General features: G+C 43.7%; 10 protein-coding genes and 1 pseudogene. 4 read left to right on the top strand and 7 right to left on the bottom strand.

The window, feature by feature from the left end:
- Window positions 1–7: 7 nt before the first annotated feature.
- Both ACLPIE_RS05425 and ACLPIE_RS05420 read right to left on the bottom strand, forming a co-directional pair.
- A complete protein-coding gene (locus ACLPIE_RS05425) occupies window positions 8–4288 on the bottom strand; it encodes an RHS repeat-associated core domain-containing protein (protein WP_430260386.1) in 4281 nt (1426 codons plus the stop codon).
- A 5-nt stretch (window positions 4289–4293) separates the two neighbouring features.
- The gene (locus tag ACLPIE_RS05420) at window positions 4294–4725 is read right to left on the bottom strand and encodes a DcrB-related protein (RefSeq protein WP_430260384.1); all 432 of its coding nucleotides are present in this window, start codon (window positions 4723–4725) and stop codon (window positions 4294–4296) included.
- A 429-nt stretch (window positions 4726–5154) separates the two neighbouring features.
- Between ACLPIE_RS05420 and ACLPIE_RS05415 the strand changes: the two genes are divergently transcribed.
- Both ACLPIE_RS05415 and ACLPIE_RS05410 read left to right on the top strand, forming a co-directional pair.
- Window positions 5155–5484, top strand: coding sequence for a transposase (locus ACLPIE_RS05415; RefSeq protein ID WP_430260382.1), 330 nt, complete (start codon window positions 5155–5157; stop codon window positions 5482–5484).
- Window positions 5405–5860: pseudogene (locus tag ACLPIE_RS05410) on the top strand (IS3 family transposase); the annotation flags it as partial. The gene ACLPIE_RS05415 and the pseudogene ACLPIE_RS05410, both read left to right, overlap by 80 nt.
- A gap of 175 nt (window positions 5861–6035) precedes the next feature.
- Here ACLPIE_RS05410 and ychF read toward each other — a convergent pair.
- Window positions 6036–7127, bottom strand: a complete 1092-nt coding sequence (ychF, locus tag ACLPIE_RS05405; RefSeq protein ID WP_125891043.1) for a redox-regulated ATPase YchF — start codon at window positions 7125–7127, stop codon at window positions 6036–6038.
- 106 nt (window positions 7128–7233) lie between these two features.
- Window positions 7234–7824: an aminoacyl-tRNA hydrolase gene (gene pth, locus ACLPIE_RS05400; RefSeq protein ID WP_430260380.1), complete on the bottom strand. Its 591-nt coding sequence runs from the start codon at window positions 7822–7824 to the stop codon at window positions 7234–7236.
- Window positions 7825–8123: 299 nt separating this feature from the next.
- Between pth and ychH the strand changes: the two genes are divergently transcribed.
- Window positions 8124–8396 (top strand): stress-induced protein YchH, encoded by a 273-nt coding sequence (gene ychH / locus ACLPIE_RS05395; RefSeq protein ID WP_430260378.1) that lies wholly within the window; start codon window positions 8124–8126, stop codon window positions 8394–8396.
- A gap of 196 nt (window positions 8397–8592) precedes the next feature.
- On the opposite strand, the gene prs is transcribed toward ychH, so the two are convergent.
- Genes prs through lolB form a run of 3 tightly spaced genes read right to left on the bottom strand, consistent with a single transcriptional unit; the run spans window position 8593 to window position 11125 of the window.
- Entirely contained in the window at window positions 8593–9540 is a 948-nt protein-coding gene (gene prs, locus ACLPIE_RS05390; RefSeq protein WP_004910604.1) for a ribose-phosphate diphosphokinase, read from the bottom strand.
- Window positions 9541–9596: 56 nt separating this feature from the next.
- A complete protein-coding gene (gene ispE / locus ACLPIE_RS05385; RefSeq protein WP_430260376.1) occupies window positions 9597–10472 on the bottom strand; it encodes a 4-(cytidine 5'-diphospho)-2-C-methyl-D-erythritol kinase in 876 nt (291 codons plus the stop codon).
- On the bottom strand, window positions 10469–11125 hold the full coding sequence (gene lolB / locus ACLPIE_RS05380) for a lipoprotein insertase outer membrane protein LolB (protein WP_430260374.1): 657 nt from the start codon (window positions 11123–11125) through the stop codon (window positions 10469–10471). The genes ispE and lolB overlap by 4 nt, the downstream gene beginning before the upstream one ends.
- A 589-nt stretch (window positions 11126–11714) precedes the next feature.
- Between lolB and hemA the strand changes: the two genes are divergently transcribed.
- Complete coding sequence (gene hemA / locus ACLPIE_RS05375; RefSeq protein ID WP_430260372.1) at window positions 11715–12977, top strand: glutamyl-tRNA reductase; 1263 nt, start codon at window positions 11715–11717, stop codon at window positions 12975–12977.
- The last annotated feature ends 31 nt before the right edge of the window (window positions 12978–13008 follow it).

Raw genomic sequence — 13008 nt, 5'->3', positions numbered from 1 at the left:
ATTTCACCTAACATGTTTTTTTGACATTATTCAGACTATTCTGTAAATCTTTTCTTCCTGAAGGGCTGTAATTAAAGCTATAAGTATTTTTTGGTGAATATTTATTCACAAGCGGATTACAACTAGTGCAAGGGCGCCTTTCCGAAAAAATTTCGTTAATGGTAATCCCTGGCTTATTCGCATACTTAGCTATTAATTTCTCTTCTGAGTGTAAAAAACCCGGATCATTTCTTACTACATCTATATAATTTTTCCCGTCTTTTGTGTAGCTTATAGCCGCATAGTTTGTTCCTTTGGCATTAAAATTACCATCTAAAATACGCTGATCTATTACACTTTGGCTTAGCCCTTCACCATAAGGTATTTGTTCTACAGCTAAGCCTAAAGGGTCAATCAGTTCCATTGGGTTTACTGCATACTGATATAGATTCATCCCACCCAATAACCCAATCGGGTCAGGCATGATAAAACGGCCTATTTGTGGGTCGTAGAATCTAAAGGTATTAAAATGTAATCCCGTTTCATTGTCAAAATACTGCCCGGCATAGCGTAAGTTTTGCTCGAAGGACTCCATTTCACGTTCTGGGTCAGAGTAGAAACTTAATGGGCTACTGCGAACAAAACCAAAACGCTCATATTTCCCTGACCACACCGTATTGCCTTGAGCATTGGTGACGTCGAGTGGGGCACTGTTAATGTCGCAGTTGTGCCAGTAATAACGGTAGCCTGCGGGTTGCTTCACGATGATGGCGAGTGGGGTATAGCTGCCGTGTTCTTCGTAGCAATAGGTCTGATATTTACCCGTATTGATATCCTGCTCTTGCAGCAACCGAAGCCCTTGCCACACAAAATGGGTTTCGTGTCGTTTCAGTGTGCCGTGAGCCCGTGACTCAACCACTTTATGAATGCGGCGACCCAGTGCATCGTAGTGATACTGAGCTTTCATATCACTGGTCTGGGCGATAACTAAACGGTTATCCCCATCATACTGATACGTTTGTTTGACTTGGTTGGGATTTCCGCGTGAAATCACGTTACCATAGGAGTCATGGCGATATTGCCAGCCTTGGAATTGAAGTAGCCTATCCCCTTGTGGACTTAGAGCTGGCGTTGATGGGGTTTGAGCCTCGATTTCTGATTGAGGGCGTTCTAACAGATTATCCGCACGGTCATAGAACAGCATGGCGTCCATGTTTTCGCCACTGGCGACTTTTTTCAGTCGCTGCTCTGAGTCATACAGGTATTCCACCCAGCCCCGATAATGGTCTTCCATAGCACTAAGGTTATCTTGCTCGTCATAAAACCATTTTCGTGATGAGGTAATACCGTTGAGTGGATGCTGTTTATCGCGTGAGCTGAAGGTGCTTATTGTCCGTCCCAGCTTATCGTACTGTCGATATTGGGTTAGAGCGCCTTGGGTACGGCTAATTTCACGGTGTAGGTCATCCCGTTCAAATTCGGTGATTAAGTGCGGTGTACCCTCAACAAGGTGATTGATGGCAGTCGCATGCCCTGAACCGTAATAGAGCCAGTTGAGGCTGTCACCTTGAGGTAACGTCAGGCGGCTTAGGTTATTGAGTTCATCGTAAGCAAATTCGACGATATCATCGCCTGTTTGCTCACGGGTAATACGCCCAAGGGCATCGTAGGTAAAGTGAACTTGGTTCGCTTGCAAGCCGATTTCAAGGCCGAGTTGATTCGGTTGCCTCGACGCCACCAATAGGCGGTTTAGGCTATCCCACTGGTATTGATAGCTATCGGTGAAGGTTTCCCGTTGCGCAAGGTTACCGGCGGGGTCATACTGCAACAACACCGTGCGAGCAGGGGAAGGGAACACGCGGTCGCCGAGGCGAGTTTCCTCGGCTAAACGGCCGAAATTGTTATAGCGATATTGCAGCAGCGTATCATCCGGTCGGATTTCCTCGATGAGTCGGCCTTCGGCATCACGGTTAAGGGTGTAACATCCGCCATTGGCGTTTTCAATTGAAATTAAGGCACCTTCAGCATTGTAATGGTAGTGGATATGCCGAGTGAGTTTATCAATTTCCGTTGTGACGCGACCGAAGGCGTTGTATTGCCATTGACGCGGCGTATTGTCATTGCGTTGGTGATGGGTGAGGAGCCCTGCGGCATTCCAAGCCAGTTGCACGGTGGACTCATCGGGCAATACGATGCGAATGAGACGCCCCGCCTTATCGTACTGATACTCGGTGGCTTCCTGCAAGGCGTTGGTTTGAGAAACAACACGCCCCTCATCATCATAATGCCAGTAGTGCTGCTTGCCAGAGCAGTCAAGGTGACGCAATATTTGCCCCCGCTTTGTCCAAAGAAACTCGCTGCGGCCTTGTTTGGCATCAATACGAACGGTGGGGCGTAGCGTGGTTTTAAAGTCATAGCGGTATTCGGTGGTTTGCCCCAGCGGGGAAATTTCTTTGATTAATCGCCCAAAGCGGTCATAGTCTAAACGCGATTCAGTGCCATCAGGCCAAAAGACGGTGATAAGGCGTTCGCGTTCATTTTGATATTGCCAGCGGGTTTGGTTGCCATTGCCATCGGTTAAACTGAGTAATCGCCCGAGTTCATCCCACTCACTGGTTTGGGTGTGCCCTTCAGCGTTACGACAGCCACACGGTAGCCCGAATTCATCCCACAGCAGTTCGGTTTGGATGCCTGTACGGTCAGTATACTGAATAATCTGATAGTCATCATTGAGTTGCCAACAGGCAGTTGTGCCATCGTGCCAATACGCGGTTCGTGTGAGGTTGATATCATCGTATTCGAGGCGGTAACACTCCCCTTCGCTGGTCCTGTTTTCAATCACACGCCACAGATTATCGTCGGTAAATTCCCAGCGGTATTCACTGCGTAAGCCATATTTATCGGTATGCCACGCCATGACACCGGCATCTGTCCAACCAAATTGGCGGTAAGGGTGCTCGGTGTGCTGTTCGACACGCACCAATTGGGCGTGTTCATTATAAAAATAAGCACATTGACGGCGTGCTTGATGGGCATTCACCTGATACACGGCAGTGAGGCGTGATACCGTTGTCTCTTCAAGTTCAAAGGATTGATATTCACAAGTGATATTCAGGTCACCACAACCCGTAATCTGGATCAGTTGATGCTGCTTATTGTAGTGGAAGCGCTGCTCGTTACCCACATTATCAACAATATGACTTAAGCGGCTATGGCCTTCGGCATCAAAAGGCGAGTAATGGTAACGTAGCTCACCCGCATCCTGAAATGTCCAACTGTCGTCATCATTATGAATTATCCACCCTTGGGCAGCCTCACAAAAGCTACGGTGTCCGTGTGGAATATCTGGAAATGGGAGGATATCCCCCGACAGATTTTGCCAAACAAAGCCGTCTTCGGTTTTAATTAATCGGCTTTCCCAAAAGAAGCTCCAACCACGGCCGAGTACACTGTCATAGCAATAACTGCTTAAATAGTTGCGTTGCCAGTAAAGCGGTAATTCAGATTCATAGGTAAAATCCAGCTCTTCTTCACCGTTTAATACTTTTTGCCCACCAATCACTTCAACGGGGCGTAACAGAATGCCCAAAGTAGGTATTCCCATCCCCAAACCTGCAATCACCTTGCCGTAACGGCAAAAGAAGCGACCTATTTTGGCACTGCCCGGTAATTTACTCCACAATTTCGCTATTGCCCCGGGGCCTTTCGCAGCCCCGCCACCAAAGCTTAAAAAGCCGGCGAATAACATCGTCAAGTCAGAGGCCGTGGTGAGCCAAGAGGGAATTTCAGGCTCAATATCTTCGGTTGCTTGCGTACCACCGCCAATTCTGACATTGGGGGAGCCTTCCATTACCGTGGCATCACAGGTAGTCTTATCACCGACCCGAGAGGCGGGAAACCCATTGATGTACACTGAGCCAGAGCCTTCTGCCATTTGACGTAGGCTATTTTCTTTGTCACAGTTGACCTGACTACGCGTGGAGATAGCGGCGGGTTTACCATTAATACGCACATTGTGAGAGCCCGTTTTGATTTCCCCACTGGGACTTAACGATTTAGACCCTGTTTCAACACATTTATCCCGTACCCATTCTGCCAGTAGCCCCGTGCCATAGCCGACCGCCAATGAAGCACCAATGGCAAGCACACCGACCCCAATACAGCTTGCAGCAATACCAACGCCCATTAAGACACCGGAAAGATAGGCACCCCCGATGGCGATAGCGGCACCTAATACCGTCCCGACAAGCATTCCCCACATTGATTTGGAGTGACCGATGATATCCCCGACTCTGGCGGCTTCTTGCATGGCAATTACCCTCTTGGTTGAAAACTAAGTAGGAGGGTATTCATCCATGCCCATTGCTCATCATTAAAGGCGTTCGGCGATGACATTGTAAAAATCAGGGTTTGGGTATCACTGAAAGGGTAAACAGCCTGAATTTGATAGACTTGCTGTTTTTTGTTCGGGCGGTAGCGTGAACTAATAAGGTGGCCGTGAATACCATTGTCACCGAGCACCGAAGGCTTTTCTTCAAGGAGTTGCCAATCTTTCAAGGAACGTTGCAAAAGTTGCTTTTGGCGAGCAACATAGTGATCAAAGGCTTCATCAGCGGGTTTGTCATCCCGAGAAATGTTAACTGCATTGCCAGTGGGGGAAATCAGAATGTTGACGGTTTGTTCTTTGTAGCCCTCAGGCAGAATGACGCTACCTTCAGAAAAAATACAACGCGTTTCGTGACTCATTTAAATTCCCTTTTATCGTTAACAATACATTTATGACTGTCTTAGTTGGAAAACAAAGATGATTTGTTGCGTATATTGTGTTTATGGATACGTATTTTAAGCGACAATATACCGTCAAATGGCAATAAGGTAAATTTCATTTTTTCTTATCCTAAATTTTATGCGTCTCATGTCAGGTAAACGTGACGAGGCGTTACTGTATCGCTCTAGTATTTATTTTATTAGGATGTTATGCAGATTAAATTTTTAAGTAAAAGCAAATGAATATTAGTTGAAGAATAAAACACAATTAATACTGGTTTTTCCAATAAATTAAGTACCGTAAATAATCTCCTCCGTCCTCTTTCAGCCCATGCATCAACGGTTGATCTGCTTTAATCAAACAGGACACTTTAATAATGGAATATAATCCAATTATTGAGGTGTTAAATGAAAAAACGAACAAACAGGTTTTATACTACTGAGTTTAAGCAAGAAGCGGTCGCATTAGTCACCGAACAAGGTTATAGCGTCCCAAAAGCGGCAGCTTCATTAGGGATCACCGATAAATTACTTTATAACTGGAAAGCAAAATTCGACGCTGAACAATCCGGTAGCAGCTTGAATGCCGATGAGAGAGCTGAGCTATTAAGGCTTCGAAAAGAAAATAAAGAACTTAGGATGGAGAAAGAGATCCTAAAAAACAGGGGAAGGCTGGATGTATTTAGCCATCGTGATGGACTTATACTCACGCCGTATTGTGGGTTGGCACATCGATAAACGAATGACGGCAGATTTAGTCAGTAAAGCCTTGATGAAAGCGTATAACTTACGCCAGCCCGAAAAAGGCTTAGTCTTTCATAGTGATAGAGGCTCTCAATATACGAGTAAGCGATATCGCCGCTTGCTAACAAGCTATGGTATTAGGGCAAGCATGGGTGATGTTGGAGCCTGTTGGGATAACGCCGTTGTAGAACGATTTTTTGGCAGTTTAAAACACGATTGGGTACTGAAAATCCCACAGCCGACTCGGAAACAGATGAAAGAAGATGTTATCGCGTATATGCGCTATTACAACCTAGAAAGGCTTCATACTGCCAACGGTGATCTGCCCCCAATTGAGTATGAACAAAATTCCTTAAGAAAAGTGTCCTGATTTAGTTGCGCAGAACAATAAATAAATTGTACTCAGTTACGTACTCATTTAATCGAGAGCTTTTATGAAACTTAATGAGACATAAAAAAGCATAAAACCCAGTTAACATCATGAATTTTATGCTATTTTTTATAAAGTGGTACTTTATGAAACAGTGTGAGACTAAAGTGTAAGTTTACACATTAAACAAGAAGTTTAGAACATCACCGTCTTTAACGATATAATCTTTGCCTTCAGCACGCATCTTACCAGCTTCTTTTGCACCTTGTTCACCGCGGTATTGAATGAAATCATCAAAAGCGATGGTTTGTGCGCGGATAAAGCCTTTTTCAAAGTCAGTGTGGATTTTACCTGCGGCTTGTGGTGCAGTAGCACCTACAGGGATAGTCCATGCACGGACTTCTTTAACACCAGCGGTAAAGTAAGTTTGCAGGTTTAATAATTGGTAGCCTGCACGGATCACTCGGTTTAAGCCCGGCTCTTCAATACCTAAATCCGCCATAAATTCATCGCGCTCTTCATCTTCAAGCTCTGCGATGTCGGACTCTATTGCTGCACAAACAGGAACGACAACAGAGCCTTCCGCTTCTGCGATTTTATAAACCACATCTAAGAACGGGTTATTTTCAAAGCCATCTTCGTTAACGTTAGCGATGTACATGGTAGGTTTTAGCGTTAAAAAGCTTAAATAACGGATGGCGGCTTTATCTTCAGCAGATAAATCTAAAGTACGCAACATGCCCGCTTGCTCAAGATGTGGTAAGCATTTTTCTAATGCTTCTAGCTCAGCTTTTGCGTCTTTATCACCACCTTTTGCACGTTTTTGTACGCGATGAATAGCACGTTCACAAGTGTCGAGATCTGCTAATGCTAATTCCGTGTTGATAACCTCGATATCCGCAGCGGGGTCAACTTGCCCTGCAACGTGGATGATGTTGTCATTTTCAAAACAACGTACCACGTGACCGATAGCTTCGGTTTCACGAATGTTAGTCAAAAACTGGTTACCCAGCCCTTCACCTTTCGATGCACCTTTTACTAAACCTGCAATGTCAACAAATTCCATTGTGGTTGGTAAAATACGCTGAGGTTTGACGATTTCAGCTAATTGATCAAGACGTGGGTCTGGCATCGGCACAACACCCGTATTTGGTTCAATTGTACAGAAAGGGAAGTTGGCTGCTTCGATGCCGGCTTTGGTCAATGCATTAAACAAAGTGGATTTACCCACATTAGGCAGACCAACGATACCGCATTTAAAACCCATATGTTTCTCACCTTAATAGATAGCAAGAGGCAGGCTAATGCTGCCCCTGATGTTTAGAAAATTGGCGCTGATTATACACAAAAACTGCGGTTAGATGAAATTACTGTTAGGCAGAGGCTTTAAAACCATGTAAGCGGTTAATTGCTTTGTCCATACCATCAGCCAAAAGAATGTCTGTGCATCTTACAGCTTCATCAATAGCATCATCAATTAACTTTTGCTCGGATAGAGGTGGCTTACCTAAAACAAAGCCAACGACTTTATTTTTATCGCCGGGGTGACCGATGCCAATGCGTAATCGATAAAAGTTAGGATTATTGGCAAATTTACTTTGGATATCCTTCAAACCATTGTGACCGCCATTGCTGCCACCGAGTTTCATTTTTGCAACACCTGGAGGTAAATCGAGCTCATCGTGTGCGACTAAAATCTCATCTGGATTAATACGATAAAAATTGGCAATAGCAGCAACAGATTTGCCACTTAGATTCATAAAAGTGGTGGGTACTAACAGGCGAATATCATTTCCTCCCATATTAATACGGGCGGTATAACCGAAAAATTTAGCTTCTTCTTTTAACGGTTGATTATGGCGCTCAGCCAGTAAATCAACATACCACGCCCCTGCATTGTGGCGAGTTTGTGCATATTCAGCACCTGGATTGGCAAGTCCAACGATTAACTTAATTTTGCTCACGGTTGCGATTTCACTATCAGTTTATGGAAATTACCCGCTAGTTTACCTTGTGAGATGCGAGATGTACAAAGTTGTGATGAGTAAAATAACGTTACTTATAGTTGCTATATGAATTATTCGGATTTTCCATGAGTTGATAAAGAGCACTTTTAGGGTAGATTTATTGGTTAACTTCATTACCTGTGATGTCTATCGCAAATAATTTAACTTAATGCACTATAATGCTTACATAAATATAAACAATTACCGAATTTATTTACACGTGCTTGCTTATCAGTTGACTGATATTGGGGGTAGATATGAAACGGAAAAGTGCTCATCTTCTAGGTAATGTCTTGATGGGAGTTGGAATGGTTTTAATGATTGGGAGTATCGGTATTAATTTATTCTCCCATATTGTTAATCTTGGTTTGTCTGAGTTGATGACTAACGGCTCACTATTTGGGATTTTCATTGGTGCAATTATTTGGTTAGTTGGTGCAAGAGTTGGTGGTCGAGAAAAAGTGGCTGATCGTTATTGGCTGTTAAAACATCACTATCATTCACGCAGAGGCGGACATCGTTACCCATAATAATTATTGATTTTATTATTTAAGTAACTTCAGTTAGTTATTTTTATGACTTTATAAGGCATCAGCCATAGAAATAGGTATCTACAGTTTATTTTCCTCTTGAATTCATAAAGCCCCTACAGAAACGCTGCAGGGGCTTTTATTTTTGTCGTGACATTCATCACTGTGAGCGCATTAAAACCCTAAATAAGAGGAATTAATGCTCAAACATCGCTGAAATTGACTCTTCATTGCTAATACGGCGAATTGCTTCAGCCAGCATGCCTGAAAGGGTTAAGGTGCGAACGTTGCTCAGCGCCTTGATCTCAGGAGAAAGAGGGATTGTGTCACACACGATGACTTCATCAATGACTGAATTTTTGATGTTGTCGACAGCATTACCTGAGAAAATCGGGTGAGTTGCGTATGCGAATACGCGTTTTGCACCACGTTCTTTCAGCGCTTCAGCTGCTTTGCACAGAGTTCCACCGGTATCAATCATATCGTCCACTAAGATGCAGTCACGACCTGAAACATCACCAATAATATGCATAACCTGAGAAACGTTTGCGCGTGGGCGACGTTTATCAATGATTGCCATATCGGTGTCATTCAGGAGTTTTGCGATAGCTCTAGCACGTACCACGCCGCCGATGTCTGGAGACACAACGATTGGGTTTTCCAAATTCTTCTGTAGCATATCTTCCAGAAGGATTGGGCTACCAAATACATTATCAACAGGAACATCGAAGAAGCCTTGGATCTGCTCTGCGTGTAAATCGACAGTGAGAACACGGTCTACACCAACGCTTGACAGAAAATCGGCAACAACTTTAGCGGTGATTGGTACACGGGCAGAACGTACGCGACGATCCTGTCTTGCGTAACCGAAGTAAGGAATAACAGCGGTAATACGACCAGCAGATGCACGGCGTAGCGCATCGACCATAACAACCAGTTCCATCAGGTTATCATTGGTTGGTGCACAAGTTGACTGGATGATAAAAATATCACCACCGCGGACATTTTCATTAATTTGAACACTGACTTCGCCGTCGCTAAAACGACCAACAGCCGCGTCTCCAAGATTAGTGTAAAGGCGGTTAGCAACACGTTGTGCTAGTTCCGGTGTAGCGTTACCAGCAAAAAGCTTCATATCGGGCACGAGAAAAACCTCAGGCTTGCGTCCAGAGAGATATTGTTGACCAATAGCAATAATGCTTATTGGTGCAATACACGGGTTATCCCAGCGCGGAATTTGTGCAGTGGGGAAACATTAACTCCTTGAGCTACGAACCCTTGCACCCACGATGGGGCTTTATTTAACACCTGCAGGGCATCCGCTTGTGTTTCAAATTCAGAAAAAACACATGCGCCTGTTCCTGTTAGGCGAGACGGAGCATATTCTAACAGCCAAGAAACAAGCTGTTCAACCTCACGAAAACGTTTTCTTGCGATTGGTTCGCAGTCATTAGCGTACGGAGCCAGTAATAATGCGGCTAGGGAGCGTTTTGGAGAATTTCTATTTAATTTTGGATCTGTGAAGATCATCGGGGTTGATATTTCAATTCCGGGATGAGCAACCAAATACCATTTCTCTTTAGGGTAAGCTTTGGTTAAAATTTCACCTATCCCTTCAGCAAATGCGGCATGCCCACGAACAAAGACGGGAACATCAGCGCCAAGGGTTGCGCCAAGCTCCGCCAACACCTCATCAGAGAGCTTAGTTCCCCAGTGTTCGTTCAGCGCCACTAAAGTGGTTGCGGCATTGGAAGAGCCACCACCAATACCCCCCCCCATAGGCAGTATTTTATGGATAGCAATGTCCGCACCTAGTGGCGCAGTATATTGCAATGTATCACGACAATAGGTTTGCAGTAGCTTTGCAGCACGTAAAATGAGGTTTTTTTCTGGCGGGATGCCCGCCATCTCAGTGAGCAAATTCAGCTGGTCATCGTGACGGGTTGTTATTGTGATTTCATCACCATAATCTACAAATTGAAATAATGTTTGCAATTCATGGTAACCATCTGGGCGCTGACCCGTAATATACAAAAATAAATTTAATTTCGCGGGGGAAGGCCAAGTTAATGTCATGGTTTGAGTGTCCAGCTATCCATCTTGAGTTTAATAAGTCTGTCCCCTTGGCGTAACTCGAGGTAATTGGGCAGCATAGGGCGAGTTTTATTGTCATAAGAAATGTAGTTCAACTGCCATTTTTCACCATTATTTTCGAAGGTTATGCTTTTCAAAAGGTGGTTTTCATCAAGGGTAAAATCTGTCGCACGTCCCGGAGAGCCGATTAACCAAGCGGTTAAATCATCAAGGGGGATATCCATCCCTGTTAACTGATAAATTAACTCATTAGGCACATCACTCATATGGGTTTGCCCGTCTTTAGTGGTTAAACGGGCTAAATCAGGTTCAACAGTCAGTTCTAATTCTCGGCTACCGAGAGGATTAGTTAATAACAAACGGTATTTTTCAGGAGTATATTGTTGCCAGAAAAATTTTGCGTAAGTTTTTGTTTCCCCACTATTATAGGCAAATGAGCCTCGAGTTTGGTAATCGCGTAATTGGTTTAATTCTTGTTGGTGGGCTTTCCATCGTGCATCTGATGCGGAACCCGTGCCTTTGGTGGTATTTTGTGACGTTGTCACACAAGCAGTTAACAATAAGCACGAAAGGGGTAACAGTCGCAAAAAGCGTTGCATTGGGTAGCGGAACGACAATGTTTGGGTTAGTTGCATATCATATCTCAACGTTATATTGGGCACAGATAACATCATCAAACAAAATAAAGCCAAAATCGGTTGTATAGTTAAGACTATTTACGTCATTTATGGCTCTATTTTACAAACCAAATTACAGGTGACTTGGTTATTTATGCGGGTAAAATAGCGTATATATAGACAAAATTGTGCGCTAATATGGCTAGCTAATCAATCAGATTACTGTTATTTAGATAATAAAGAGCTATCGTATTGATAAGCAGATTAGCTATTTGCTTTCTGTGCGAAATAATTGCATTCTTTATACATCTTATTATAAATATAATGATGTAATTGATATTATAGGGAATTTAATATTATTAAATTATAGATATGACATCTAATTTAGTATAAAAAACAACCGAGCCAATAGATTTTTGGGGACTTTTTTGGGCATCGGTCATCTTTTCGTAGGATAGCGCTTTGCTAACCGTAGAAAGAGGCGCTCGGATCATCTACAATAGACGAATATAATATAATAACAGTGTTGCTAATTTGTCGGCACAAACGGCAGGCAGTACTGAAAATAATTAGCAATGTAAGCAATGTGAGCAAGTCGTAAAGCACAATGACCTTATTAGCCTTAGGTATCAACCACAAAACAGCACCAGTAGCTTTGCGTGAGCGAGTTACTTTCGGTCCTGAAAAAATTGACCATGCACTTGAGGATCTCCTTAAACAGCCTCAAGTCAATGGTGGCGTTGTGCTGTCTACCTGTAATAGAACCGAGCTTTATTTGAGTCTTGCATCGAAAGAGCAGGCTCAAGAGCAGCTGGTAAAATGGTTGTGTGATTTTCACGGTATTACCCCAAAAGATTTACAGCCAAGTTTATATTGGCATCAAGATGATAGGGCGGTGAGTCACCTAATGCGGGTGGCGAGTGGCCTTGATTCTTTGGTCTTGGGAGAACCACAAATTTTAGGGCAAGTCAAAAAGGCATTTGCACTTTCTCAGGGTAATCATTCGTTATCCAGTGAGCTTGAACGTCTTTTCCAGAAATCATTTTCTGTTGCCAAGCGGGTACGTACAGAAACCGAAATTGGTGCGAATGCAGTTTCTGTCGCATTTGCGGCATGTACGTTAGCTCGTCAAATTTTTGAATCACTCAAGCATTTGAATATCTTGTTAGTCGGTGCAGGGGAAACTATCGAACTTGTTGCGCGTCATTTACGTGAGCATGGCGTGCAAAAGATGATGATAGCTAACCGAACTCGCGAGCGGGCGCAGTTGTTAGCGGATGAAGTCAATGCACAGGTGATTTCTTTATCGGATATCGATAACCGTTTAGCTGAAGCGGATATCGTGATTAGTTCTACGGCGAGTCCTTTACCCATTATTGGTAAAGGAATGGTTGAGCGTGCAATGAAAGTGCGTCGTAGCAAACCGATGTTGTTAATCGATATTGCGGTGCCGCGTGATATAGAACAAGATGTTGAAAAATTAAGGGATGTTTATCTCTATACTGTGGATGATCTGGAATCGATCATTGCGCAGAACCTTGCTCAGCGTAAAGCTGCCGCAGTTGAAGCTGAATTTATTGTTGAGCAAGAAAGTAGCCATTTTATGGATTGGTTGCGTTCACAAGCCGCAGTGTCTACAATTCGCGACTATAGGGAGCAGGCTGAAGATATTCGCATGAATATGACTGAAAAAGCCTTAGCCGCAGTTCGCCAAGGCGCAGATCCTGAGCAAGTGATAATGCAGTTATCGCAGCAACTCACTAATCGCCTTATTCATGCTCCAACGAAATCTTTGCAGCAAGCCGCCGGAAATGGTGATGTTGAGCGTCTAAATCTACTTAGAGACAGCTTAGGGCTGAACCATCAATAACCACATTTTAATCATAGGTCTTATATAACGA

Origin of the sequence: Providencia sp. Me31A (assembly GCF_050487165.1) — a bacterium.
In the GTDB taxonomy this organism is placed as follows: Bacteria; Pseudomonadota; Gammaproteobacteria; order Enterobacterales; family Enterobacteriaceae; genus Providencia.
Note: the sequence above shows the minus strand (reverse complement) of the source record. Positions and strands in the feature narration are given on the sequence as shown.

What these genes read in the sequence shown, in the direction of transcription:
- ACLPIE_RS05425 (WP_430260386.1), bottom strand. Translation starts at nt 4,288, where the DNA reads ATGCAAGAAGCCGCCAGAGTCGGGGATATCATCGGTCACTCCAAATCA.
- ACLPIE_RS05420 (WP_430260384.1), bottom strand. Translation starts at nt 4,725, where the DNA reads ATGAGTCACGAAACGCGTTGTATTTTTTCTGAAGGTAGCGTCATTCTG.
- ACLPIE_RS05415 (WP_430260382.1), top strand. Translation starts at nt 5,155, where the DNA reads ATGAAAAAACGAACAAACAGGTTTTATACTACTGAGTTTAAGCAAGAA.
- ychF (WP_125891043.1), bottom strand. Translation starts at nt 7,127, where the DNA reads ATGGGTTTTAAATGCGGTATCGTTGGTCTGCCTAATGTGGGTAAATCC.
- ychH (WP_430260378.1), top strand. Translation starts at nt 8,124, where the DNA reads ATGAAACGGAAAAGTGCTCATCTTCTAGGTAATGTCTTGATGGGAGTT.
- ispE (WP_430260376.1), bottom strand. Translation starts at nt 10,472, where the DNA reads ATGACATTAACTTGGCCTTCCCCCGCGAAATTAAATTTATTTTTGTAT.
- lolB (WP_430260374.1), bottom strand. Translation starts at nt 11,125, where the DNA reads ATGCAACTAACCCAAACATTGTCGTTCCGCTACCCAATGCAACGCTTT.
- hemA (WP_430260372.1), top strand. Translation starts at nt 11,715, where the DNA reads ATGACCTTATTAGCCTTAGGTATCAACCACAAAACAGCACCAGTAGCT.